At 44.2% G+C, this 24,700-nt stretch carries 21 protein-coding genes; 5 read left to right on the top strand and 16 right to left on the bottom strand.

Features of this window, described 5'->3' with window-relative positions; genetic code table 11:
* Nucleotides 1-4 precede the first annotated feature (4 nt).
* Nucleotides 5-574, top strand: coding sequence for a DUF3109 family protein (locus tag B0E43_RS25775; RefSeq protein ID WP_077346955.1), 570 nt, complete (start codon nucleotides 5-7; stop codon nucleotides 572-574).
* Between the two features lie 3 nt (nucleotides 575-577).
* On the opposite strand, the gene B0E43_RS25770 is transcribed toward B0E43_RS25775, so the two are convergent.
* The 7 genes from B0E43_RS25770 to rocF all read right to left on the bottom strand — a co-directional run bounded on the left by B0E43_RS25770 (nucleotide 578) and on the right by rocF (nucleotide 6,707).
* The gene (locus tag B0E43_RS25770; RefSeq protein ID WP_077346953.1) at nucleotides 578-931 is read right to left on the bottom strand and encodes a translation initiation factor; all 354 of its coding nucleotides are present in this window, start codon (nucleotides 929-931) and stop codon (nucleotides 578-580) included.
* A gap of 52 nt (nucleotides 932-983) precedes the next feature.
* Nucleotides 984-1,838, bottom strand: coding sequence for a universal stress protein (locus B0E43_RS25765; protein WP_077346951.1), 855 nt, complete (start codon nucleotides 1,836-1,838; stop codon nucleotides 984-986).
* Between the two features lie 74 nt (nucleotides 1,839-1,912).
* On the bottom strand, nucleotides 1,913-2,821 hold the full coding sequence (locus B0E43_RS25760) for a 1,4-dihydroxy-2-naphthoate polyprenyltransferase (protein WP_077346949.1): 909 nt from the start codon (nucleotides 2,819-2,821) through the stop codon (nucleotides 1,913-1,915).
* Nucleotides 2,822-2,837: 16 nt separating this feature from the next.
* Entirely contained in the window at nucleotides 2,838-3,422 is a 585-nt protein-coding gene (locus B0E43_RS25755; protein ID WP_077346947.1) for a glutathione peroxidase, read from the bottom strand.
* A gap of 2 nt (nucleotides 3,423-3,424) precedes the next feature.
* Entirely contained in the window at nucleotides 3,425-5,215 is a 1,791-nt protein-coding gene (argS, locus tag B0E43_RS25750) for an arginine--tRNA ligase (protein WP_077346945.1), read from the bottom strand.
* Nucleotides 5,216-5,290: 75 nt separating this feature from the next.
* A complete protein-coding gene (locus B0E43_RS25745) occupies nucleotides 5,291-5,653 on the bottom strand; it encodes a GxxExxY protein (protein WP_256386899.1) in 363 nt (120 codons plus the stop codon).
* A 103-nt stretch (nucleotides 5,654-5,756) separates the two neighbouring features.
* Complete coding sequence (rocF, locus tag B0E43_RS25740; RefSeq protein ID WP_077346943.1) at nucleotides 5,757-6,707, bottom strand: arginase; 951 nt, start codon at nucleotides 6,705-6,707, stop codon at nucleotides 5,757-5,759.
* 205 nt (nucleotides 6,708-6,912) lie between these two features.
* Between rocF and B0E43_RS25735 the strand changes: the two genes are divergently transcribed.
* Nucleotides 6,913-7,356, top strand: a complete 444-nt coding sequence (locus B0E43_RS25735; protein ID WP_077346941.1) for a hypothetical protein — start codon at nucleotides 6,913-6,915, stop codon at nucleotides 7,354-7,356.
* A 124-nt stretch (nucleotides 7,357-7,480) separates the two neighbouring features.
* The gene (locus B0E43_RS25730) at nucleotides 7,481-8,869 is read left to right on the top strand and encodes an arginine decarboxylase (RefSeq protein ID WP_077346939.1); all 1,389 of its coding nucleotides are present in this window, start codon (nucleotides 7,481-7,483) and stop codon (nucleotides 8,867-8,869) included.
* A gap of 106 nt (nucleotides 8,870-8,975) precedes the next feature.
* Here B0E43_RS25730 and B0E43_RS25725 read toward each other — a convergent pair whose 3' ends face one another.
* From B0E43_RS25725 to uxaC, 5 genes are all read right to left on the bottom strand, one after another.
* The gene (locus B0E43_RS25725; RefSeq protein ID WP_077346937.1) at nucleotides 8,976-9,698 is read right to left on the bottom strand and encodes a DUF5715 family protein; all 723 of its coding nucleotides are present in this window, start codon (nucleotides 9,696-9,698) and stop codon (nucleotides 8,976-8,978) included.
* A 191-nt stretch (nucleotides 9,699-9,889) separates the two neighbouring features.
* The gene (locus tag B0E43_RS25720) at nucleotides 9,890-10,468 is read right to left on the bottom strand and encodes an O-methyltransferase (RefSeq protein ID WP_077346935.1); all 579 of its coding nucleotides are present in this window, start codon (nucleotides 10,466-10,468) and stop codon (nucleotides 9,890-9,892) included.
* Between the two features lie 99 nt (nucleotides 10,469-10,567).
* Entirely contained in the window at nucleotides 10,568-11,743 is a 1,176-nt protein-coding gene (gene uxuA, locus B0E43_RS25715) for a mannonate dehydratase (RefSeq protein WP_077346933.1), read from the bottom strand.
* Nucleotides 11,744-11,864: 121 nt separating this feature from the next.
* Nucleotides 11,865-12,686 (bottom strand): SDR family oxidoreductase, encoded by an 822-nt coding sequence (locus B0E43_RS25710; protein WP_077346930.1) that lies wholly within the window; start codon nucleotides 12,684-12,686, stop codon nucleotides 11,865-11,867.
* The gene (uxaC, locus tag B0E43_RS25705) at nucleotides 12,687-14,126 is read right to left on the bottom strand and encodes a glucuronate isomerase (protein WP_077346928.1); all 1,440 of its coding nucleotides are present in this window, start codon (nucleotides 14,124-14,126) and stop codon (nucleotides 12,687-12,689) included.
* Between the two features lie 180 nt (nucleotides 14,127-14,306).
* On the opposite strand from uxaC, the gene B0E43_RS25700 reads away from it, so the two are divergent.
* Nucleotides 14,307-15,332: a LacI family DNA-binding transcriptional regulator gene (locus tag B0E43_RS25700; RefSeq protein ID WP_077346926.1), complete on the top strand. Its 1,026-nt coding sequence runs from the start codon at nucleotides 14,307-14,309 to the stop codon at nucleotides 15,330-15,332.
* Between the two features lie 74 nt (nucleotides 15,333-15,406).
* On the opposite strand, the gene B0E43_RS25695 is transcribed toward B0E43_RS25700, so the two are convergent.
* From B0E43_RS25695 to B0E43_RS25680, 4 genes are all read right to left on the bottom strand, one after another.
* Nucleotides 15,407-17,089: a RagB/SusD family nutrient uptake outer membrane protein gene (locus B0E43_RS25695; protein ID WP_254423356.1), complete on the bottom strand. Its 1,683-nt coding sequence runs from the start codon at nucleotides 17,087-17,089 to the stop codon at nucleotides 15,407-15,409.
* A 45-nt stretch (nucleotides 17,090-17,134) separates the two neighbouring features.
* Nucleotides 17,135-20,152 carry a TonB-dependent receptor gene (locus B0E43_RS25690; protein WP_077346922.1) on the bottom strand — a complete coding sequence of 1,006 codons (3,018 nt, stop codon included), beginning with the start codon at nucleotides 20,150-20,152 and terminating at the stop codon, nucleotides 17,135-17,137.
* 376 nt (nucleotides 20,153-20,528) lie between these two features.
* Nucleotides 20,529-21,878 carry a Gfo/Idh/MocA family protein gene (locus B0E43_RS25685; RefSeq protein WP_077346920.1) on the bottom strand — a complete coding sequence of 450 codons (1,350 nt, stop codon included), beginning with the start codon at nucleotides 21,876-21,878 and terminating at the stop codon, nucleotides 20,529-20,531.
* A gap of 12 nt (nucleotides 21,879-21,890) precedes the next feature.
* The gene (locus B0E43_RS25680; RefSeq protein WP_077346918.1) at nucleotides 21,891-23,258 is read right to left on the bottom strand and encodes a DUF1080 domain-containing protein; all 1,368 of its coding nucleotides are present in this window, start codon (nucleotides 23,256-23,258) and stop codon (nucleotides 21,891-21,893) included.
* 178 nt (nucleotides 23,259-23,436) lie between these two features.
* Here B0E43_RS25680 and B0E43_RS25675 point away from each other — a divergent pair, with 178 nt between their 5' ends.
* The gene (locus tag B0E43_RS25675; RefSeq protein WP_077346916.1) at nucleotides 23,437-24,618 is read left to right on the top strand and encodes a class I SAM-dependent RNA methyltransferase; all 1,182 of its coding nucleotides are present in this window, start codon (nucleotides 23,437-23,439) and stop codon (nucleotides 24,616-24,618) included.
* Nucleotides 24,619-24,700 lie beyond the last annotated feature (82 nt).

Raw genomic sequence — 24,700 nt, 5'->3', positions numbered from 1 at the left:
GCGTATGATTCTGGTCGGAAATGCCGTGCTGTCGGACGATATCAAAGAAAACTTTTTCGTGTGTGACTTAGAGGCGTGCAAGGGTGCTTGTTGTGTGGAAGGGGATGCCGGTGCTCCGCTTGAAGACGATGAAACCAAAATCCTGGAGGAAATCTATCCGATTGTCAAGGATTATATCACCGAAGAAGGGCGCCAGGCAATTGAAAAGCAGGGTGTTTGGGTAATTGATAAGGATGGGGACAAAGGAACTCCCACAATCGGTGACAACCGGGAATGTGCTTATGCCTTATATGACAACCGGGGGATTCTCAAATGCGGAATCGAACAAGCCTACATCGACGGAAAAATCTCCTGGAAAAAACCGATTTCTTGCCATCTCTATCCGATCCGGGTCACTAAATACGAGCAGTTTGATGCGCTCAATTACGACCGTTGGCATATTTGCGATCCTGCCTGTCAGTTGGGACAAAGCTTGAAAGTACCGCTTTACCGATTTCTTAAGGACGCATTGGTCAGGAAATACGGAGAAGATTGGTACGCGGATCTCTTGGAAGAGATTGAGGGACCTAAATAGAACTCACCCTCCGGATTTTTTAGCGCCATATCCGGACTGATGCAATACCTGTAGAACTTTGTCCCGATGGTCACCCTGAATGAGGATTTCGCCGTCTTTAGCAGAGCCACCCACACCACATTTGTTTTTGAGCAGTTTTCCCAATTCTTTCAGATCATCCTCGGTTCCGACAAATCCCTCTACCAAAGTAACCTGCTTACCTGCTCTAGCTTTTTTGTCCAGCAAAACTTTTAGTTTTTGCTGGGAAGGGGGGAGGGTTTCCGACGCTTCCTGATCTCCAAAATTGTATTCAAAATTATCACTGGTGGAGTAGACCACTCCGTCCCGTTTTTTCCAGTCGTTGTTTTTCTTGCTCATGAGAAAATGAAAAGGCCTGCATTTTGGTGCAGGCCTCAAATTTAAGTTTTAATCACCGGGTTTTGTAAGTCCAAACGGGTCTTTTTGAATGATTGACCACATCCTCAGCAATGCTTCCTGTGATCAGATGCAAAAGTCCGGTTCTGCCGTGTGTGGTCATCGCGATCAGGTCTGCGTCTACATCGTCAGCAAATTCGATAATGCCAGACTCCTCGGACATTGAATTGTAAACTTCAGCTTTGATGTTTTCGAAGTGATATTTTTGGACAAACATTTTGATCCGGGCTATTGACTCTCTGGTGGTTTCAAAATTTCCAGGAGTATTGACTACTACAAAATAGAATTCCGCATTGAATATCGCCTGCATTCGTTTGATCCTTGCAGCTACTTCATCGTCGGATTCTTTGAAATCAGAGGCAAAAACCACTTTTTTCATTTTTTCAAAAGGAGTATCTGCCTTGATGGTGACTACAGGGCAGGTGGCATTTCTGACCACTTTTTCGGTATTGCTACCGATTAGCACTTCTTCGAGTCCGGAGCTTCCTTTTGAACCCATAATGACCAGATCAGGTGCCTCCTCTTTGATTGCCTCTACAATCCCTTTGAATACATTTCCAAGGACCAATTTGGTTTTAAAACCGTATTTGGATCCGATATATTTCTTTTCCAATTCCGCAAATTGCTTTTTGCGGGTTTCAATCAGCTCCATATAAAAAATATTGTTTTGCAGATCAGGAAGGGCATCAAATCCACCTCCCATCGTACTCATGCCGGTAGAGACAGGAGTTTCAACTACATGGAATACAGTAATTTCAACCTGGTGATAAGAGTCTGCCATACTGGTGGCAAAATTGAGTGCGTGTTGTGCTGTTTGGGAAAAATCAAATGGAACAAGGACTTTGATCATGGCAGTTTAGGGTTGTTGTTATTCCCCAAATTAGCCATTTAAAGCGACAGGAAAATGATTTTTGCCAGCTTTTGCTAAAAAAGCAAGCCCACTCCAAAAAGGATAACCCAAAGTAGCGTGCTTAGGGCCATTTTTTTGAGAAAAGGATCTGTTTCAGCAGAAGATTGTGCGTGCTGAACACCATATCCGACCTTCATCATCAATGGCCAAGCTAAAATTGCCAAAAGAGAAAATAAGTGGTCACTGAAAATGGCAAAACCGATCAGGCAAAAATAGCCCCCAGCCAATAGCCCCCAATTGTACCGAACAGCAGCTTTTCTGCCAATGCGTACCGGAATTGACTTTTTGCCGGCTTTTTGGTCGGACTCGATGTCCCGGATGTTGTTGATATTGAGTACAGCTGTACTAAATAATCCCAATGAAATGCCGATCAATAAAATGAGCGGCTCAAAGCTCAGGGTATGAAGAAAGAAGGTGCCCAATACTCCAAGTAAACCAAAAAACAGAAAAACCGAAATATCCCCCAAGCCGGCATAACCGTATGGATTGCTTCCTGAAGTATAGGAAATTGCAGCCCAAATCGCAGCTAATCCAAGCCCCAAAAAGAGCGCAAACAGCTTCCAATCCTGAACTGCAAAATAGAGCAGCAGCAATCCTGAAACCAGCGACAAAATCCCAAACAGGTACATCGCCCGCTTCATCTCAGCCAAAGAAATCATCCCGGATTGGACGGCTCTGACAGGGCCTTTTCTTTCGGCGGAATCTGCCCCATGGACTGTGTCACCATAGTCATTGGACAGATTGGACAAGATTTGGAGAAAAATGGTTGTGAGTGAGGCAAGGAGGAGGATTTCCCAGCGGAAGCTTTCTTGCCATTCTGCAAGAAAAGAACCTGCAAAAATGCTGGCTAAAGCCAAGGGTAAAGTCCGAAGCCTGACCGCGTGCAGCCAGGCTTCTTTTTTGGATTTAATTTCTTTTTTCAAAGCAAAAATACTGGAATCAGGCTCCGATTAAATTAAGGATTTCTTCATCCAATGGAGTCACAGAAGATGGGAAAAACTTAACCAGTTCGCCTTTTTCATTGATGAAATACTTGCAGAAATTCCAGCTCGGTTCCTCGTTGTTCCAGCCGTTTTGGGAAGCATCGGAAAGCCATCTGTAAAGCGGATGCTTATCAAAGCCTTTGACGGAAATCTTCTCAAACATCGGAAAAGTGACTCCATATTCAGTGGAGCAGAACTCCTTGATTTCCTCGTTGGAGCCCGGTTCCTGGCCACCGAAGTTATTGGCAGGAAAGCCAAGAATCAGGATATCGTCTCCGTGCGTGGCATACAATTCCTGGAGTTGGGCGTACTGTTTGGTATAGCCGCATTTGGAAGCCACGTTGACCAGGAGGAGTTTTTTGCCTTTGAATTCGGAGAAGTCAACTTCTTTGCCGTTGATGTCTTTCAGCTTGAAATCATAAAAGGAACTTTCCATTGTTTGATCAAATGAGGGGTGAAATTCAGCCTGGTCGCTTGGTCTTTCGAGAGTTTGGCCACAGGCAAAGAGGATAATGCTGATAAATAAGAGGGTAGTCTTCATAATTACATTCGTTCTGGGACAGCTATTCCTAGCAAACTCATTCCTTTTTTGATTGTTTTGGCAGTCAAGGCTGAGAGTGCAACACGAAACGCTTGAACCTGTTGTTCTTTTTCATGGAAAATAGGAAGATCCGCGTAGAATCGGTTGTATTCTTTTGCCAAATCAAAAAGATACTGAGCAATGACCGCCGGGGAAAATTCCTCAGCTGCCACTTGAATTTTCTTTTCGAAGTCATTTAGAAGCAAAATCAGGGCAATCTCAGATTCAGCCAATTCGCTAATGCCAGAGAAATCAGCGTTTTGGTAGGCCACACCGATCTGATCTGCTTTTCTTAAAATAGCTGCAATTCGCGCATGGGAATATTGAACGAAAGGCCCTGTGTAGCCTTGAAATTCGATTGATTCCTGAGGATTGAACAGCATCCGCTTTTTCGGGTCAACTTTAAGCAGAAAGTATTTCAAAGCTCCCATGCCCAAAATTTCATAGAGGATTTTTGCCTGCTCTTCGGTGAAGCCTTCGATTTTGCCGAGTTCTTTGGTATGCTTTTCGGCAGTTTCGACCATTTCCTGCATCAGGTCATCGGCATCGACCACAGTTCCTTCTCGGGACTTCATTTTTCCGGTAGGCAAATCGACCATTCCATACGACAAATGATACAATCCATCGCCATACGACCTGCCCAATTTCCGCATGATCTTAAACAAGACCTCAAAGTGGTAATCCTGCTCATTTCCAACGACATAAACAGATTTATTTATTTGAAAATCTTTGTATTTCAAATCGGCGGTGCCAAGATCTTGTGTGATGTAAACCGAAGTCCCATCGGCACGTCGGACGAGCTTTTCATCCAGTCCTTCATCAGTTAGATCCACCCAGACAGAGCCGTTTACTTTTTTGAAAAAGATGCCCTTTTCCAGCCCTTCTTCCACGATATCTTTACCCAAAAGGTAGGTGTCTGACTCGTAATAGAACTTGTCAAAGTTGACCCCCATCTTTTTGTAAGTGGCATCAAATCCAGCATACACCCATTCGTTCATTTGCTTCCATAGGGAAACCACAGCTTCGTCGTGAGCTTCCCACTTTCGGAGCATTTCCTGGGCCTCCAGGATTATAGGAGCATTTTTTTTGGCTTCCTCCTCAGTTTGTCCAGAGGATTTCAGTTCGTCAATTTGTTTTTTGTATTCCTTGTCGAAGAGCACATAATACTTTCCTGCCAAGTGGTCACCTTTCAATCCTGAAGACTCAGGAGTTTCGCCATTTCCAAAGTGCTGGTAAGCCACCATGGATTTGCAGATATGGATTCCGCGGTCATTGACCAAATTGGCTTTGATGACCTCATATCCGTTGGCTTTGAGGATTTCCGCGACAGAAAATCCGAGGAAGTTATTGCGCAAGTGGCCCAGGTGAAGCGGCTTGTTGGTGTTAGGAGAGGAGTATTCCACCATCACTTTTTGGCCGTTTAGAGGAAGTTGACCAAGATTTGGGTTGGAATAGATTTGCTGAAAAAGGTCTACCCAAACCAGTTCGTTCAAGACAAGGTTTAGAAATCCTTTGACGACGTTGTAGTCCGTAACTGCCGGAACGTTTGCTTTAAGATATTCTCCGATTTGCTTGGCAGTGGCCTCAGGATTTGCCTGGGAGATTTTCAAAAAGGGGAAAACCACAAACGTATAGGTTCCCTGAAATTCCTTTCGGGTAGGAGCGAGGGCAATCTGATCCAAAGGCAGATCATGATTGTAAATATTCTGAAAAGCCAGCTGAATGCCCTGGATGATATTTTCTTGAATGTTCATTTTCTAATTTTCAAACCGCTTTTTACCACGGAGGATTTTAACCGCAAAGAACGCGAAGGTACGCAAAGAATGCTTTTAGAATTGTCTTGGGCCTTTAGTTAAAATCACTCTTTTGATACCTGATTTCAAATGAGCAACATTAAAGTTGAGGATAAGCCCCAATTTAAAATTGCCCAATTTTAAATAATTTATTGCTTGTGCCACATGGACATTTGTAATCTCCTTTACTGATTTCAATTCAAGGACAAGTTTGTTTTCTACCAGGAGATCTATTTTATAACCCAAGTCAAGGTGGATTTCGTCAACCTGAATTGGCATCGATTTTTCCATTTCAACATTGAACCCTTCTTTAAGCAGCTTATAATAAAAGACTTGTTTGTAGACATTTTCCAATAATCCCGGACCTAGTTGGGAATGAACATCAAAAGCAACTCCAATGACTTAATTGCTAAGTTCGTCTTCGGTATAAAGGCCAAAATCCCCCATTTTCCTTTGTGCAACTTTGCGTCCTTAGTGGTTAAAAAATCCTCAGTGTTTAAAGTTAAAAATTTTCTACCAATGATTTCGTGGTGGTTTCCAGGACTTCGAAGGCTGCTTCGGCCATGGTGTTTTCGGTGTCGAGGGTAGGGTTGACTTCCACGATTTCCCAGCAGCAGACGCGCTTATCCCGGATCAAATGGGCATTGAGCTGGATGGCTTCCTCAACGGTCAGTCCGTTGGGAACAGGCGTACCGGTTCCCATAGAAATGGAACTGTCCAGACTATCCACGTCAAAGGAAATGTAGATTTGCTGGCAATCTTTTAAGGTTTCCAAAGCCTGAGCCGCGACTTTTTCAATGCCTTTTTCCCGTACTTCCTGGGTGCTGAAGTTTTTGATTCCGTATTTCCGGATCAGATGGTTTTCGGGTTCTTCTGTGTCCCGGACTGAAATAAAAACAATATCCTTCGGGTCAATTTTCGGAAAATCACCACCGATTTTTTTGATTTTTTCCCAATAAGTAACCGTCTCGGCTCCAGGTTCATTGACTTTGCAATCGAAATTGTCCAAGTGGGTTGCCATGGCAAGAGGCATGCCGTGCATATTTCCAGATGGGGTTGTAAAAGGCGTATGAAGATCTGCATGGGCGTCAATCCAAATCACACCCAGTTGCTTTTCTGGATTTGCGGCTTTAATACCCATGATCGTACCGGCTGCCGTGCTGTGATCGCCGGCAAGGACAATCGGAAATTTCTTTTCCAGCCGGAGAGATTCGATGGTAGAATACACGTTCTTCAAAACCTGATAAACTCCATCGATGTATTTGGCATTTGGATGCTTGTTTCCTTTCCAGAGAAAACTGTTGGCATCGGGAACATTAATCGGATCAAATTGGGTGAAAAAGCCTGACTTCTTGTCTAGGCTGGCAATTTTCAAAGCATCGATCCCCATGCTGGCTCCGCGTGTACCCGCAGCAATTTCGGATCGTACTTCTACGAGTTTGATTTTTCTCATCTCTGAGTTGGTATTTGGGCTTTTAAACAGGGTTATTTTTCTTGAAGTAAAACTACATAAAAGGCCTCAGATTTCAATTTTGGCCCTTTTTACAGGAAAGGCAAAATTTTTCCTTATCATTAGTCTATAAAAATTATAGGGAATGTAGGAAAATAGAAAATCACGCTTTACTTTTGGCTTGTAATCTAATTCAATATCTATCATCATGAGCGCTGTAGCACAATTCATCAGTTCCGATTTGAAATCAAATACCTGGACTGTTACTACGAAACCTGAATTGGCTCATTTCAAAGTGGGTAAACAGGAAATCCTGAAAATTTTTTCGCAGCCGGTTGCCAATCAAATGCAGGGAATGTGCCGTTTCGAGAAAGGTTTTGAGCAACTTCTTCCGCTGTTTAGAGGCTTGGTTTTGTTGGGAAAGCCGAAATCATTGAGTTTCATTTATGACTTCGACAGAACCCAGGCTTTCTTCACATTTTCCCAAAATGAGAAAAAAGAAGTGGTCCGGTTTTTTAACCAAATCATCGAACTCCTGAAAAAGGAAGTGAAGTTTAAAGAGATACTGGGTAAAGTAATTGAGAACAATAAGCGCTTTCGGGCAGAGCAAGCTTTGTTGAATTCAGCACTTCATGGTGCGGCTTGGGATTAAGCAAATATTAACTTTCAACTATAAGGGACAAATTCGAATAGGATTTGTCCTTTTTTCGCTTGAAATCCGCCAATAAAAGGGCAATTTTTGCAGCCTTATTTCATGTATTCTAAACCCCCGGTAAATGAACAGATACATTGACCTGATCCAGCAGACCTTTGATTTTCCAACCAAAGAGTTTCATGTGGAGAACAATGAGCTTTTTTTTAATGGTGTCAATCTGATGGAGATAATCGAAACCTACGGCACACCGCTCAAATTGACCTATTTGCCCAAAATTTCGGAAAGCATTCAGAATGCGAAGTCCTACTTCAACAACGCGATCCAAACGCACGATTACCACGGGAAATACACCTACTGCTATTGCACCAAGTCCTCTCATTTCAGCTTTGTTCTGGACGAGGCCCTGAAAAATGACATTCATATTGAGACTTCGTCCACGTTTGATATTCCTTTGGTGAGAAGTTTATATGCTAAGGGAAAGATTACCAAGGATACCTATATCGTCTGCAACGGCTTCAAACGTGAGTTGTACAAAAAATACATCAGCGAATTGCTGAATGACGGTTTTGTAAACTGTATCCCAATCCTGGACAACCTTGGCGAGATCGATTATTACCTGGAGCATGTGAAAGTTCCCTTTCAGGTTGGGATACGGATCGCTGCGGATGAGGAGCCAAAGTTTGGTTTCTATACGTCCAGACTTGGGGTGAGATACAATGATATCCTCAGCCTGTATGAGGAAAAAATCAAAAACAATCCTCAGGTCAGCCTGAAGATGCTTCACTTTTTCATCAATTCTGGAATCAAAGACACCGCTTATTACTGGTCTGAACTGACCCGTTTTATCCAGAAATATGTAGATCTGAAAAAGATAGCTCCAAGCTTGGATACCATGGATATAGGTGGCGGTTGGCCGATCAAAACCAATGTGTTTTTCGATTATGACTACCAATATATGGCGGATCAGATCGTGAAAAACATCAAGTGGATGTGTGCCAAAAACAACACCACCGAGCCTAACATCTTTACCGAATTCGGAAGCTACACAGTAGGAGAGAGTGGAGCGGTTTTGTATTCGGTATTGGAAGAAAAGCTCCAAAACGACAAGGAACTCTGGTACATGATCGACGGATCCTTCATCACTCAATTGCCGGACAGCTGGGGATTGAACCAAAAATATATCATGCTGGCTGTAAACAACTGGGATGAAACCTATCAGGGGATTTCACTGGGTGGTCTGACCTGCGACAGCATGGACTACTACAACTCTGAAGCCCACCAATTCAATATCTACTTGCCCAAGATCGAGCCCGGAAGAAAGCAGTACATCGGCTTTTTCCATACAGGAGCCTACCAGGAATCCCTCGGCGGATATGGCGGAATCCAGCATTGTCTGATTCCTGCACCCAAGCATGTGCTGATCGACCGGGACGAAAACGGCAATGTCACCCACAAACTTTTCGCCAAAGATCAGACCGAGGAAAGTATGCTGAAGGTGTTGGGGTATTGATTTAGATTTCGGATTTGTGAGTGAAGACACTCACAAAGGCTTGGAGGTATAAAACTCAAAAAGACCGCTGCGAGGCGGTCTTTTTTGTTGTCTGTCAATGGGAGAATTATCTCACCGTAATATGATAGCAGGCCTGCCTTCTCTCCTTGATAACATAGATTTTATTTGCCTTTTGGAAATGTTTGAGTACTGCTTCCAGGTTTTTTTGTGCCTTTTGGTCGTAGTTTCTTATTCCGTTGAATCGGATAAAGGAGATATCAAATGAGACTCCATAGGAATGGGAACTGGGACCGGCGGTTGCGTTTCGATTTCTCTTTTTTAGATTCTTTTGTTGATCTATCGTGCGAGTGGCCGAGGAAACAGTGAAATAGTTTCCTTCACCTGCCAACGCTTCGTAGGTTCTACCCAGCTCTTCCAGGACTTTTTTTGAATTTTGGGTAACAAAAGGAACACTATGTGTCAGGGAGTCAACTTTGTAACCTGCTCCTGCACTTGCTTCCACCAAAACTCCATTAGCCAAAAGTTGATTGAGTTGGTTTTCATTCTGAATCAATCCGATCCCAGAGCCTTCAGCAGCGATGAGGTGGTCTTCATAGGTGTCTTTTTTCAGCCTGCCCTTAAAATCTGGCAACTCGATGGGAGCGTGGATTTCTTCAGGAATCGGCTCAACTAATTCGATTGAATCTTGGTTCGTATTATTTTCGAGAAGGGTCGAATAGGTTTCCTTAAGTTTCTTTTTGAGTTCTGGCTGGTAGGTGACCATTGCCAGTGTTCCAATGGAAAAAAGGGTAATAAAGGAGAAAATAAAAAGGAGGGAGGTTTTCTTCATGAAGTAATGAAGCGCTTTTTTAAGCACTTAAGCAGGTTCCAATTTGACAGGTTTAGTGCAAGATATCGCGTTGCATTCAACTTATTCACAACATTTATTCCAAAAGATGACGGATGGTTGAAAATGAGGGAAGTATCTTTTTGGTCAAATCTATTTCCTGGCAGAACTTTTTTAAGTGTTAAGAAATAGACTTAGTATTTTCTTGTAGCCACGATGATCCCGGTAGACCAGTTCATTTTAGTGAGCGTCAAAAATCTGGAGGAATCGAGCTTTTCTATAAATTTTTCTGCCTTTTCCGCATGACCTTCCGGCCAATTGGGCTGAGGATTCATGTCGTCGACGATGTAAAAACCTGAGGGTTTCAGCATTTCCAAAATATGATCCAGCATCAGGTATTTTCCATGCCAGGTGTCCGCAAAGATGAGGTCAAATCGCTTGGCCAGGTTGGCATTTATCCAATCCTCTCCATCGATACATTGAAGATTAAGCCGGGGATCATTGCCCAAATACTTTTGCGCTATGCTCAGGCAGGCCACATCATTGTCGATGGTTGTCAGTCGTGAGTTGTGATCCATTCCTTCCAAAATCCAGGAAGTAGAAAGTCCAGTTCCGGTTCCAAGTTCCAAAAATCTTCCGCCTGGTTTGCTGACAGCCAAAGTTCTGAGCAAAGAACCTATGGCCAAGTCAGAAGCCATAGTAAAGCCACTTTCGACAGTGGCTTTTTGAATTTCTGAATAGGATTTGGGGATGGGAGAAAAGTCCTCGATCATGGGGATTTACGATTTTTGATTTACGATTTACGAGCTTTCGAATCGTTCACTATTTACTACTCACTACTCACTTCTCTCTCTTACTCCAAGCTTCCAGGCCTACTGCTTTTTCGCCCAAAGCAAGGCTTCCTCGACCCCTCTGATTTCAGCCAGGCCTTTCAAGCGACCAATGGCAGAATAGCCCGGGTTGGTTTTTTTGTGAAGATCGTCCAGCATTTGATGGCCGTGATCGGGGCGCATCGGAATGCTTTTCCCATATTTTTCCTGGGCATTCAAAATTTCATTGATCACAGCGACCATAGGCACATTTCCTTCCAGGTGGTTGTCCTCGAAGAAGTTACCTTCTGCGTCTCTTTTGGTGCTGCGCAAATGGATAAAATGGATTCGTTCTCCAAACTCCTTTACCATTGCAGGAAGGTCATTGTCTGCTCTCACTCCATACGAACCCGTACAAAAGGTCAATCCGTTGTGTTTGCTTGGGGTTTCGGAAAGAATCCTTCTGGCATCTGAAGCAGTGCTGACTACTCTTGGAAGTCCGTAAAGTGAATATGGAGGATCATCAGGATGAATACAGAGATAAACGCCAACTTCCTCAGCCACTGGAGAGATGGCATCCAGGAAAAGGCGCAAATGCTCGGCAAGTTTTTTGGCATCGATTCCTTCATAGGTTTTCAGCATGGCCTTGAACTCGTCCATGGTGTAGCCAATTTCCGAACCCGGTAGTCCTTTCAGGATATTGTCAATAATCAGTTGCTTGGCATCGGGAGAAAGCCCCTCGTAATAGGCTTTGACTGCGGCGATTTCGTCTTCAGAATATTCTGAAAATGCCTCAGGTCTTTGAAGAATGAAAAGGTCAAAAGCCTGGACTGCTTTTTTCTCATAAAGCAAAGCTTTTGCTCCATTCGGAAGCTCGTATTCCAGGTTGGTGCGGGTCCAGTCCAGAATTGGCATAAAATTGTAGCAAACTATGAAAACACCCTCAGCAGCCAGATTTCGAAGAGTTTGCTTGTAGTTTTCGATAATTTGAAGATAATCCCCGGTGCGGGTTTTGATCACTTCATGGACAGGCACCGATTCCACGACAGACCAGGTAAGTCCGGCTTCTTCGATCATGTTTTTTCGGGCCTGAATCTCTTCCCGGCTCCAAACTTCCCCGTTTGGAATATGGTGCAGGGCAGTGACGATACCGGTGGCACCGGATTGGAGAATATCTCTAAGACTAACGGGATCTTTGGGACCATACCAGCGCATGGTTTGTTCCATTTTGTAGCTCATGGAAAAAAGGTGTTTGGTTATTGGTTAGTTGTTATTGCTCTTTCAAGTTAAAGGTTAAGTGTTAAAAGTTAAGGGTTAATTCGATCAACGATTAACTTTTAACCATTAACTCTTAACCATTTTACACTCCGGAATAGGCGCTGAATCCGCCGTCAACAGGTATAATCGTTCCTGTTACAAATGCCGAAGCATCGCTGCAAAGCCACTGCAAGGCACCCAACAAATCCTCTGGTTTCCCAAATCGGTTCATTGGGGTGTGGGTCTTGATTTGATTTCCGCGTTGGGTTAGGCTGCCATCTGGTTCGGTCAGTAAAGTCCGGTTTTGTTCTGTGAGAAAAAATCCTGGAGCAATCGCATTTACCCTAAACTCAGGTCCATGCTTATGGGCCAATTCGACCGAGAGCCATTTAGTTAGGTTGTCGATTGCAGCTTTTGCAGAGGCATATCCCATCACTCGAGTCATGGGTCTGGATGCTGCCATTGAGCTGATATTGAGGATGTTTCCTTTCCCTACTTTAAGCATCAAAGGAAGCAATGCTTTGATGGGAAGAACTGTCCCTAGATAGTTTAGATCCATGACTTTTCGCAAAGCTTGGGAATCCAGATCCAGAAAATTCTGATCCGGTCGTATCACAGCTCCGGGCATATTTCCTCCAGCGGAATTGATCAGAACATCGATATGACCATGTTGAGATTCGATGACTTTGGCGACTTTTTCCAGAGATTCCTCATCCGTCACATCTGCAAAATATCCCCAGGCTTTGCCACTGGAAGCATTGACTTCAGCTACCAGTTCATTGACTTTCTCAGGTGTGCGGCCAAGTATCAGCAGTTCTGCACCTTCCGCGGCCAAATGAAGCGCCATGGTTTTTCCCAAGACACCAGTGGCACCTGAGAAGGCAATTTTCTTTCCTTCCAGGGAAAAAAGGGTAGATGTGCTCATTTAGAGTTTGTAGTTAGAAGGAGAAAAATCGAAGTAGTTTTTGGCGTTTTGGTAGCAAATGTCCGTGACCAATTGGCCAAGCCACTTTTCATCCCAGGGAAGTTCGCCGTTTTCGACATCCTTGCCTATCAGGTTGCAAAGGATTCTGCGGAAATATTCATGACGTGGAAAAGAAAGGAAACTGCGGGAATCCGTCAACATACCGATAAAACAGCTGATTAAGCCCATGTTGGAGAGGGCATTGATCTGTTTTTCCATGCCGTCTTTTTGATCCAGATACCACCAACCGGAGCCAAACTGGACTTTTCCTTTTACTGATCCATCGTTGAAATTTCCGATCATCGAAGCCAAAACTTCATTGTCGCGTGGATTAAGGTTATAAAGGATCGTTTTGGTCAGTTGGTCAGAGGAGTCGAGCTCATTGAGAAAAGCCGCCATTGCCTTTGCCTGGTCAAAATCCCCGATGGAATCAAAACCTGTATCTGGCCCCAATACACGCAGCATTCTGGTATTGGTATTTCTCAGAGCTCCCAGGTGAAACTGCTGAACCCAACCCTTGGCGTGGTATATTTTGCAGAGTTTTTTGAGGACTTTGAATTTGAAATATTCAACTTCTTCGACAGAAGGGATATTTCCTCGGAGAACTTTGATCAGGATGCTGTCTGCTGAAAGCTTGGTTTCTGAAGAATAGACCAGGTTTTCCAATCCATGGTCAGAAAGTCTGCAACCCATAGTATGGAAAAAATCAATCCGATTTGACAAAGCCTCAATCAAAAGGTCGAAGGAGGAAATTTCAAACCCAGCAGCAGATCCAAGTCTGTTGAGATAGGATTTATAGCTTTCAGGGTTCTCGATTGCGAATGATTTGTCGGGTCGGAAAGCGGGGTAAAGTTTTACTTTTCCATTGGCGTAGAAATAATCCACATGATGCTCCAGGGAATCTGCAGGATCGTCGGTGGAGCAGACCACTTCCACTTTCATCCTTTCCAAAAGCCCCTGTGCACGGAATTCCTGATTTTGAAGCATTTCGGAAGTGTGTAGATAAACTTCTGTAGCATTGGCAGAAGTCAACAACTCATCCACCCCGAAATACCTTCTCAATTCCATGTGCGTCCAGTGATAAAGTGGATTTCGCATGGTGTATGGGACTGTGTAAGCCCACTTGTCAAACTTCTCGGTGTCGGAGGCATCTCCGGTGATAAACTTTTCTGAGATCCCGAGGGTCCGCATGGCCCGCCACTTGTAGTGATCTCCTGCCAGCCAGATTTTGCTGATATTTTCAAACTGCCTGTTCTGGGCTATTTCAGCAGGAGGGAGGTGGTTGTGATAATCGATTATCGGAAGATTTTTAGCATAATCATGATAAAGGATTTTTGCAAAATCAGTATGCAATAAAAAGTCTTCGGTAAGGAAGGAGCTTTGGGTTTGAGTTGGTATCATAAAGGAGGTTAGGAGCTAATCAGGGGTCATATTGCCAAGTTAAATTTACCCTGAAATAGCACCTGAACGGCATTAAAATACGGAAACGATTGCGAAATTATATAAGTGGATTAATTTCTTTAAATTGACCCCCTCGAATTTATTCGACCAACCAATTGCACTATTAACCCATTATACCCTATGAGTACCGGAGTCAATCTGAAAGAGCTGGCAGCAGAGTTGAAGCTATCGCCTTCGACAGTGTCTCGTGCCCTAAACGACAGTTACGAAATCAGCGAGGAAACCAAGAAAAAGGTTGTCAGCATGGCTGAAAAGATGAATTATCAGCCCAATCCATTTGCCCGAAGTTTGAGAGAAAACAAAAGCAAGACCATCGCAGTGGTCATGCCGGAGCGGATGAGCAGTTTTTTTTCAAAAGTTATTGACGGAATCGAGGAAGTAACCCAACAGCATGGATATCATCTTCTGGTTTACAGCACACACGAGGATGTGGAGCGTGAAAAGAAAATTGTCAATTTGTTGATGAACGGTCGGGCGGATGCGATTGTGATGTCAGTTTCCAGCCAAACCAGTGATATTTCGCATTTGGCTAGGCTGCATGAGCGGGGATTTCCTTTGATATTTTTTGACAGGATTTGCGAAAGTATCCCAACAACCAAGTTCATTACGAATGATTATGAAAGCGCCTTTGAAGGCACTAAACATTTGATCCAGCAGGGGTGCAGAAGGATTGCTTTTCTGATGCTTTCCAAAGAACTGTCCATCACCAAGGAAAGGTACCGCGGCTACCTGGATGCTTTGAAGGCTGCCGGACTTTCGCCTACTCCTTCACTTCAGGTGACTTGTGCACATGAAGAGGAAAATAACATTGAGGCAATCCGTAAGATGTTGCTTTCAGAGGATCGCCCAGATGGGCTGGTTTCTTCGGTGGAAAAATTGGCTTTGGCCACCTACCATGCTGTCAAAAGAACAGACATCAAGATTCCTGAGGACCTAAAAATCATCAGTTTCTTTTCCAATTTAAGTATTGCAGGACTTTTGACTCCTTCTTTGACTACCATCACTCAGCCGGCATTTACGATCGGGGAGGAATGTGCTAAGCTTTTGATGAAAAAGCTGACAAAGCCCCGTCAACCAGACCTTCCCAATCAGTTGATTAGTATTCCTTCAAAAATCATCATCCGATCATCGACCATCGCAGTTTAATTTGTTTGGTTGCCTAAAACGAAAAACAGCCCCGAAATATTCAGGGCTGTTTTGTTTATGAGGGGAATTAGAAATCAATACCCTTCGTTCTGAGGAAAGGCACTTGCACCGCCCTGAGTTCTGTCAATTTGATTCTGAGGGATAGGTCTCAATACATGGTGGTTCTTTATGTTTGGAGCAGCTTGCGCATTGTAAAGTTTTACTCGCTCTACCAAAACTCCCCAGCGTCTCAGATCCAACCATCTGAATTGCTCACCGATCAATTCTCTCGCTCTTTCTTCCATGATGAATTCCATGGTCATTTGAGCAGGTGTGATTTCCATTGCTGCTGCTTTTCCAGAGAATGCAGCTCTTCTTCTCACTACATTGATCGTGGCTGTTGCATCTGCAACTTTCCCAAGTTTTAGCTGCGTTTCGGCAAGTAGGAGGTAAGTCTCACCCAATCGCATGGCGGGAAAATCCCGTCCACCTTGTTCCTGTGTCAAGTCTACTCGTCCCGGATCGAGGTGTTTTTTCAAAGCTGGGAATAATCTCTCGTCATATCGACTAGGAACCAATACCTGATACTTTTTGGTGGCTCGTTCAGCAAGAGACATTTCATATCCCGGAATATAGATTGCAGTATCTCCTTGAGCAAAAGTGACTGAGGTTTTAGAAAGGTCAAAGTTGGTATTGAAGGTCCCTGGTCTGTTGGAATAATACGTGTCTTTGAAGGAGGCTTTGTACCGACTGTCATTTACCCTGTCTGCAAACACGGTGTTAATTGCATAAGGAGTCATTCGGAATCTTTTGAATGGCCGGCCGTTTTCGGTATCCCTTCTCATTCCTGGCTGGACGTCATATTCCATCAGAAAATAGAGGTGGGAATTGTTTCCGTTGTTTAGAACAGGATTAGCTGCGGTATTTGCTTGCTGGTTTGTCAACGGATCACGGGTGTATTGAATAGCCCAGACGATTTCGTCATTTCTTTCATTTCCAAACTGGTGAATTTGAGAAAATTGTGGCAACAAAATAAATCCATAGTCACTGATCACGCTTTTCAACAAAGGCTCAGCTTTGGCAAAATCATCTGGAGAAGCTGCCTCAGAGGTTGCTTTGGTCATATAGACTTTGGCCAACAAATGCTGTGCAGCTGGCCTTGTCACCCTTCCATATTGGGCAGATGCCTTCAAAGCCTCCAAATCCGGAATGGCGGTTTCCAAATCAGAGATAATCGCGGAGTAGATCTCCGAAATCGGTGCACGGGTTACTTCTTTGGTAGGAGCAAGTGTTTCAGTGAGCCGCAAATCAACTGGTCCAAAAAGCTGAACCAACAGAAAATAGTGGTGAGCCCGGATAAACTTGACCTCTGCAATCCGCTGCTTGAGGGTTGTCTCATTGACACCTGTGACATTCACCGAACGGTCTATGACTGCATTACAGGTGTTGATACCCCGATAAAACTCATCCCAAATCTCTCGAACGAACCCGTTTTGGGAGTCAAAGTCAGTGGTATAGGTATTCATAAACTTCCATGACCCATCCGCTCCGTTGGTATAAATATCGGTACCAAACTCTGTTAAGCTGTGTCCTCGCTCTGTACCATACCAAGCTCTCAATGAGGTGTAAGCAGCATTTACTCCGTCATCCAGTCCTTTTGCTGTGTTCAGATAGTCGTTTCCGATATTGGAGACGACATCTTCCTGTAGTGCATCCTGGCATGAAACGGCCAAAGAAAGCGTCAAGCCCAAAGCTCCGGTCTTGATCCAGGATATCATTTTATATGTTTTTGATATTTTTTTCATCGTCAAATTTTCTTGGTGTTAAAATTTCGCGTTGATACCGAAGGTGAACTGAACGGTCGGCGGGGTAATATTCGCGTTGACAACTCCTGCTCCTACACCTTGCTCTCCATCCATAAATACTTCAGGGTCAATTCCCTTATGAACTTTTCGATAGTTTGCGAAAATGAACGGATTTTGGATGCTGCTGTATAGTCTCAAACTGGACAGACCGATTTTTTCCAAAGCGTTTTCTCCGAAGTTATAGCCCAGATTGATGTTTCTGACTTTGACAAACGTACCGTCATAATACCTGAGAGACGTATTGTATTTCGGAAACTCCTGGTTTTGGTTAGGTCTTGGATAAAGATTTGTTGGGTTGGTTGGTGTCCAATAGTCAATATCCAGGTTATTGTATCGACCAGCCAAATAGTTGGTGTTGGTGTGGAACTCACTGTTGATCATCGAACCAAAACGTCCAAAGATGAAGAATGAGAAGTCAAAGGATTTGAAACTGAATCGGTTGGTCATACCCATAGAGAAATCAGGGACTGTTGAACCCAAGATCACCCGGTCTGAGGCATTGATCTTGCCGTCATCGTTGGTGTCCTGTATCTTGATCGTCCCAGGTACATCAGAATAAACTGCAGCTTCGTCTTTCTCCTCTGTTTGCCAGATGCCTAGTTTTTTATAATCAAAGAAAACGGTCAATGGCTGTCCAATAAATCTGCCAGCCGCAATATCGTCTCCGTTGGGAAGCGATAGGATTTCTTCCCGGTTACGGGTAAAGATAATGTCCGTCTGCCATACAAAATCGCCTCTCTCAATGTTCAGGGTGGACAAACTAAGCTCAACACCTCGGTTTTGAGTTTCGCCGATGTTGGTAGTGAATCCTCCAAAACCAGTGGAGTTAGGTAAAGGCTGGGGAGCCAAGAGATCTGAGGTATTTGTGATGTAATATTCCAAGGAACCGAAGACGCGGTTTTTGAAAATAGAGAAATCCGTACCCACGTTGAATGTCGTGGACGTTTCCCACTTCAGGTCAGGATTCCCGATGGAGCTTGGGCGGTAACCAAATGCTGCGGTATTATCCCAGGCATAGCTGGTTCTTCCCAGCAAAGCCTGAGTTTGGTAAGGGTTGATCGCCTGGTTTCCGATAGCCCCATAACTTGCTCTCAATTTCAATTGATCTATAAAAGAGGAGTTTTTCAGGAAGTCTTCTTGATCGACATTCCAGCCAAAAGCCACAGAAGGGAAATATCCAAACTTGTTGTTTTCACCGAAACGAGAGCTTCCATCAGCCCGGATAGTACCTGTTATGAGGTATTTTCCTTTGAAACTGTAATTCGCCCTAGCCATGTAGGAGAGGAGGGCCCACTCTACCAAGTTGGTATTTGCGCCGGTGATTTGGGAAGCGTCGCCCAATCTGTGATATAATTGGGAAGGTGCAGGAATTCCCAATACGCTGATGGTGCTTTGCTCCCACTTGTCCTTCTGGAATGACTGCAGCAAGTCGATTTTCAGATTGTGATTTTGACCGAAGACTTTTTGGTAGGTCAAAATGTTTTCAATGGTGTAATTAAACTGGAATCTTTCGTCCACACTTCCAGTAGGGGGTGCACCGCGTCGTTCATTAGTCTGAGAACCAGTGAATCGACCGGATCTGCTGACGTTGAAGTCAGGTCCCAAGACCAATCGATAGGTCAAACCTTTGGTTATTTCCCAGTTTAAGAAGACACTGTTGAAAATTCTAGTTCTGAAGGTTTCATCGACTTGTGCGCCCGGCACCACTTCTGCAAATGGATTGGTTCTTAATCCATCTGATGTTGGCATAAATATTATGTTGCCTTCGTCATCGTAGGGTTTGCCAAGTGGGTTTTCAGCCAAAGCTCCTCCGATTGGGTTGAAATTTTCCCCGTTTCTTTCACTGTAAGTGACTAGAGTAGAGGTTCCGATCTTTACCTTTTTGTTCAGCTGATGGTCCAGGTTGATACGGAAAGTATACCGAGTGAAGTCTTGATTCTGAATAATACCCACATCTTTGAAATAGTTACCTGATACGAAGAAGGTAGTCTTTTCACTACCACCACTCACACCGATCTGATGGCTTTGGATATTTCCCCGTTGCATCAAACCCGCTACATAGTCAGTACTGCGGCCCATTTGGATGCTTTCAAGCTCTACCGGTTCAAAAATTTTGGCATCCGCTTCTGGAGTTGCAGCTCCTGCAGGATAGGTTCCGACAGTTCTTCTTGATTCTCTTTTGTATTCTGCAAACTCTTCACCATTAAATACGTCGATTCTGCCCATTTCCTCATTGATTCCATAATAGGAATCAAGGGAAACTACGGTTTTACCTACACTTCCTCGCTTGGTTGTGATCAGCACAACCCCGTTGGATCCTCTTGAGCCATAGATTGCTGTGGCAGAGGCATCTTTCAAAACTTCCATGGACGTAATATCTCCAGGGTTAATGTCGCCAATCCCCCCAACGGTTGGAATTCCATCCACAACGTAGAGTGGTTCGTTGGAGGCGTTGAAGGAACGGCGTCCACGGATACGAACCTGTGGAGCTGAACCTGGTTTGGAGCCTGCCTGGGTTACATCCACGCCTGCTGCCCGGCCTTGAAGGGCCTGTCTTGCATCGGTGATCGGAAGTTCCTGGATTTCTTTAGTTCCAACTGAGGAAATTGCGCCGGTAAGCTGACTTTTTTTGACAGTACCGTATCCGACTACGACGATCTCTTCCAGATCAGCTAAGTCAGGACTGAGACTTACATCAATTAGACTTCGGTTTCCGATTGTTTCTTCCAAAGGAGTGTAACCGATAAATGAAAATACCAGCACGCCTGTGGCTGGACCAGAGATGGAATACTTTCCATCTAAATCAGTGGTTGTGCCTTTAGTGGTCCCTTTGAGGAGAATCGTCACACCCGGTAGGGGTGATCCTGATTCATCCGCAACAGTACCGCTTACTTGGACATCCTGTGCTTGCGCATAGCCAGCGCTAAGCAACAGCATCAACACCACCGATAGGTAGGTGTAAAATTTTGTACGCATAGTTAAGTGGGTTATTGTTATAAGATAGAATTGGTTCAATCATTGGGTAATTTTTGGAAAAATGATGAGCGGAAAAATTCATCTATTTTCCTACATAAAAGGTAGACAGAAGGTCAGTGATGTTCAAAACTTCAAAAGCTGTAATTACGGAATCGATTGCGGCTGAAAAAATGACAATTCCAAAACCCGATTTTATTTTAATTTTTACCTAAAAACTTTCAATTGATTGAATAAATGTTAATCGAATGATTGTATCGTTATGATTATTGTAAAAAGTTAGTAAGTCATGAATTCGGGATCCAATTTGAAAAAAAACACCTGCTCTCGATTCGAAAGCAGGTGTTGGATAAAAAAGAAAACCAATCAGTTATTTTATTCAAATTTTTGGAGGTTCCCAGCCCTTTTCATACTCCCTTGTCCAAAGGGCTTTGGCTTTTTCAGAGTTCTGGATGTGGCCGTTTTTAGGGTCACAAATCAAAGTTTCCCCCGTTCTGCTGCTGATATTCGCCAAATGGCAAAGGAGCGTTGAAACAGCCCCGTCCTCAATGTTGGAGTTTTGTTTTTCAAGTCCCCGTACTGCATTGAAGAAATTGACCACGTGAGTGGTACTCATGTCTCCTCCACCTCCGAGTTGGGTACCACCTTCAGTTCCACCACCCATGTTTTCCTTTACCATTTTTCCGCTCCGGTCAAATTGCTTGTATCCGCCTCGGTCCACGTAAACTGAACCTTCAGTCCCATAGATAATTGTACCCCGGTCAGAACCGTATGTTTTGTAGGAGTTTCGGCTTTTTCCGTCCCACTGAATGACTTTGTTGCCCCCAAACTTGAAGGTAGCATCCATGGTGTCGTACATCGTCCAGCCGTCTTCCGGAAAGTGCATTTTGCCGGCCACTACCATCACTTCACTCGGATAATCCACCTGTAAAGCCCATCGTGCCACATCCAGTTCGTGAGTCGCATTGTTTCCTGTTTCGGCAGTTCCATAATCCCAACCGTACCAGTGCCAGTTGTAGTCCCAGGTATCATGCATGTAGGGTTTTCGTGGAGCAGGTCCTTGGAAAAGGTCCCAATCCAAACCAGCTGGGGCAGCCTGGGCTACGGGGTTTGGAACAGTCCCACGATTATTGCTGTAGAAGGCTTTCGCCATAAAGGCTTTACCAATCGCCCCGTTGTGAATCGCAGCGATTATTTCCCGGCTTTCGGGAGCCGAGCGCTGCTGGTTTCCCATTTGGACGACTTTGTTGTATTTTTTTTGCAACGCGATCAATAGCTCCCCTTCATGGGGATTGTGGGAGCAGGGCTTCTCGACATAGACATGTTTTCCTCTTTCCAAAGCCAGCCAAGTCCCCGGTGCATGCCAGTGATCCGGGGTTGCATTGATCAATACATCGAGCTCTTTATCATCCAATACTTTCATGATATTCTGCTCAAGTTTTGGAGCATAGCTGATGTATTTCTCAAAGTTTTTGGCCGCTTTTGGCATCTGAGACTGCATTGCATCACAGAGGTACATCAAGTTTACATTGCTCGATTCCAGACCGATTGGTTCATAGAATGCGCCAAGCCTACGGCCCAAACCAGCGATCGCTACATTCAACCGCTCATTTGCACCGATGATCCTACCATAGGATTTCGCGGAAAAACCAACCGCACCCAAGGCCGAAAGGCCCAAAGTAGCAGCAGTGCTTTTCTTGATGAATTCTCTTCTGTTTTGCTTACTCATGGTATTAGAGGTTTATTTCAGTTTTCTGATTTTGATGTTTTTGTACCTCACATCATCAGAATGGTCTTGAAGCAGAATGAATCCCTCAGAAGCTTGTCCAAAGTTTTTGATTTCCTTATACTTTGAATTTGCCACCAAGTCAAGATATTCCTTTGATCCACGCACATATTCAAGGACTTTCACGCCGTTGAGGTAATGTTCTACCCGGTTGTCTGGATAGGCAACAATACGGCCTTTGTTCCATTCTCCAGCACCTTTTGTGTGACGTGCGGTTTTGGAGGATGTGATCAGGTCATACAGGGAAGAAAGTGTTCGGTTGCCGGCAATTCCGTTTTTTGCATCCGGATGTTTTTCGTCATCCAAAACCTGATATTCCAAACCGCTGGCAGAACCGGTGTTTCCTTCGGAAAGCGTTACAAAGTATTTCACTCCGCTATTGGCTCCTTCGGCAAATTTGAAGTCAAAAGAGAAATCGAATGCAGCGTATTTTTCTATGGTCACGATGTCGCCAGGACGCTTGTCATCCCCTCGGGTAGCTGCTATGGCAAGTTCACCGTTTGTTGTTGACCAGCCGAATTCAGGAAAACTTTCACTTTTGCCACTTCTCCAACCCTCACTGGTTTTTCCATCGAAAAGCAATTTCCAACCGTTGGATTTTTCATGGGCAGTCAGTTCATTGTCGCGTGTGTTGACTACATAAATGGGGTTTTTGAATGGTTTTGGATCCAGGTTAGTTGTTTTGATTCGGACGTTCCTGAAGTAGGTTTTCCTTCCTGCGTGCTCATCCTTGACACTATGAACCTGCAAGCCGATAAATCCGGTCTTGTCCATATCATCCACCACGTAAGCCACCTCTTGGTCATTGACCCAAGTTTTGATCTCTCCACCGATCATTTCAATGCGATATTTATTGTACTGACCCATTTTAAAGGCAGTTTTTGCTGCAGGGTTTAGATCCAATGGATACAACCATCCTCTTCGGGCTTCATCGTAAATTCCACCTGTCCAGGCTCTTTCCAATGGATCACATTCGATCTGATAGCCGAAAACAAGTCCTTTGCCTTCACGGGCAGCGGGGTCAAATTGTCCTCTGACCATCACACCGGAGTTGCTGGTGAGGTCTTCTACTTTCAATTCCAATTCCAGGATAAAATCCCCGTAAGTCTCTTCGGTGATCAAAAAGGTATTGGGAGATTTGGCCACGGAGGTACCTACGATTTCTCCGTTTACCACTTCGTATTTAGCAGTTCCTGCGACGGCTTTCCAACCAGTTAGATCTTTGCCATTAAATAGATTTTTCCAATCTTTTTCGCCTTTTTGAGCTTGGGCACTATTCAATATTGCCAAACTTGAGAGAAAGAAAATGCTCTTTCTTAACATGTAGTTCATTGTTTTTTTGGTTTTGGGTACTGGTTAAAATTCCTGATTAAGTCCTGCTTGGGCAACCCAATTCATTTTCAATTTACGGAATCGATTGCGAGTTTTGTATCCGAAACGGATAAATGGTCAATTGCTTCATTTTATCGGAAAACTCCCGAGCCAATTCTTACTTTTGCGCATGATTGATTTTAACATAAAAGGAAAAGTTTTTATCACCTGCAAAGATCGTTCGGTCACTTACCTGGAGCAGGAAGTTCGTGAATTGGGATTTGTGCCGACCTCTGTCATTCGAACCGGGATCGAACTTCGGGCCAGTTTGGAGGATTGCATGGATCTCAACCTTCATTTGCGGACAGCCTCGCACGTGCTGTATGAGATTAAATCCTTTTACTTGCAGAATGCAGAGGACATCTACCGAAAATTCAAATCCATCGCCTGGGAGGAATACCTGGATGTGGATGGCTACTTTTCGGTGAATTCAGTTGCGGAGAATGAATCCATCACCACTCCGCTCATCGTCAATGTCAAGGTGAAAGATGCGATCGTGGACCGTTTTCGGGAGCAAAAAGGGAGAAGGCCGGACTCCGGTTCGGATTTCGACGGTCTGGTGATTCAGGTATATTGGAAAGAAACTCAGGCTTCGGTTTACATCAACACTTCCGGAGAGACATTGGCCAAGCATGGCTATCGCAAAATACCTGGAAAAGCTCCGATGATGGAAGCTTTGGCTGCTGCAACGATTTATGCTACCGAATGGAATACCCGTGTACCCTTCATCAATCCGATGTGCGGTTCGGGGACTTTGGCAATCGAAGCCGCGCTGATGGCCACTAAGCGCTATCCGGGTTTGTTTCGGGATCATTATTCCTTTCAACATATTTTGGGCTATAGTGAGGAAGCTTTTCAGGCTAAAAAGAAAAAACTGGAAGGTAAAATCGTGGAAGCAACTGAGGTAAAAATCATTGCCTCTGATATTTCACTTCAGGCGATTTCCTTCGCCCAGGAAAATGCAGCCTTCTCCGGTGTGGACCACATGATTGAATTTCAAACCTGTGATTTTGCAGAGACTGAAATTCCGGAAAGACCCCGTGGCGTGATTATGTTCAATCCGGAATATGGCGAGCGATTGGGTGAAAACGACGAGTTGGAAATCACCTACAAGCGGATGGGGGACTTTATGAAGCAAAAGTGTGCGGGTTATCGGGGCTATATTTTTACCGGAAATCTGGAACTGGCCAAAAAAGTCGGATTGAAAGCAAGCCGAAGAATTGAATTTTGGAACGGAACGATTGATTGCCGCCTTTTGAAATATGAGCTTTTTGAAGGAACCCGGGAACCGAGGAAAGGAAGTGAGCAGTGATCAGTTTGCAGTCGCGGAGATCAGTGATTAAAGTTCAGTTCTAGGAATGGCTCTTAAGTTCCAGTTTTCATAAAAAAATATC

The organism is Algoriphagus sp. A40 (assembly GCF_002002735.1).
Taxonomy (GTDB): Bacteria; Bacteroidota; Bacteroidia; order Cytophagales; family Cyclobacteriaceae; genus Algoriphagus.
This window is presented reverse-complemented; position numbering and strand designations above follow the sequence as displayed.

Excerpts from the sequence above, each read along its gene's own strand:
- B0E43_RS25775 (WP_077346955.1), top strand. The coding sequence starts at position 5 with ATGATTCTGGTCGGAAATGCCGTGCTGTCGGACGATATCAAAGAAAAC.
- B0E43_RS25770 (WP_077346953.1), bottom strand. The coding sequence starts at position 931 with ATGAGCAAGAAAAACAACGACTGGAAAAAACGGGACGGAGTGGTCTAC.
- B0E43_RS25765 (WP_077346951.1), bottom strand. The coding sequence starts at position 1,838 with ATGATCAAAGTCCTTGTTCCATTTGATTTTTCCCAAACAGCACAACAC.
- B0E43_RS25755 (WP_077346947.1), bottom strand. The coding sequence starts at position 3,422 with ATGAAGACTACCCTCTTATTTATCAGCATTATCCTCTTTGCCTGTGGC.
- argS (WP_077346945.1), bottom strand. The coding sequence starts at position 5,215 with ATGAACATTCAAGAAAATATCATCCAGGGCATTCAGCTGGCTTTTCAG.
- rocF (WP_077346943.1), bottom strand. The coding sequence starts at position 6,707 with ATGAGAAAAATCAAACTCGTAGAAGTACGATCCGAAATTGCTGCGGGT.
- B0E43_RS25735 (WP_077346941.1), top strand. The coding sequence starts at position 6,913 with ATGAGCGCTGTAGCACAATTCATCAGTTCCGATTTGAAATCAAATACC.
- B0E43_RS25730 (WP_077346939.1), top strand. The coding sequence starts at position 7,481 with ATGAACAGATACATTGACCTGATCCAGCAGACCTTTGATTTTCCAACC.
- B0E43_RS25725 (WP_077346937.1), bottom strand. The coding sequence starts at position 9,698 with ATGAAGAAAACCTCCCTCCTTTTTATTTTCTCCTTTATTACCCTTTTT.
- B0E43_RS25720 (WP_077346935.1), bottom strand. The coding sequence starts at position 10,468 with ATGATCGAGGACTTTTCTCCCATCCCCAAATCCTATTCAGAAATTCAA.
- uxuA (WP_077346933.1), bottom strand. The coding sequence starts at position 11,743 with ATGAGCTACAAAATGGAACAAACCATGCGCTGGTATGGTCCCAAAGAT.
- B0E43_RS25710 (WP_077346930.1), bottom strand. The coding sequence starts at position 12,686 with ATGAGCACATCTACCCTTTTTTCCCTGGAAGGAAAGAAAATTGCCTTC.
- uxaC (WP_077346928.1), bottom strand. The coding sequence starts at position 14,126 with ATGATACCAACTCAAACCCAAAGCTCCTTCCTTACCGAAGACTTTTTA.
- B0E43_RS25700 (WP_077346926.1), top strand. The coding sequence starts at position 14,307 with ATGAGTACCGGAGTCAATCTGAAAGAGCTGGCAGCAGAGTTGAAGCTA.
- B0E43_RS25695 (WP_254423356.1), bottom strand. The coding sequence starts at position 17,089 with ATGATATCCTGGATCAAGACCGGAGCTTTGGGCTTGACGCTTTCTTTG.
- B0E43_RS25690 (WP_077346922.1), bottom strand. The coding sequence starts at position 20,152 with ATGCGTACAAAATTTTACACCTACCTATCGGTGGTGTTGATGCTGTTG.
- B0E43_RS25685 (WP_077346920.1), bottom strand. The coding sequence starts at position 21,878 with ATGAGTAAGCAAAACAGAAGAGAATTCATCAAGAAAAGCACTGCTGCT.
- B0E43_RS25680 (WP_077346918.1), bottom strand. The coding sequence starts at position 23,258 with ATGTTAAGAAAGAGCATTTTCTTTCTCTCAAGTTTGGCAATATTGAAT.
- B0E43_RS25675 (WP_077346916.1), top strand. The coding sequence starts at position 23,437 with ATGATTGATTTTAACATAAAAGGAAAAGTTTTTATCACCTGCAAAGAT.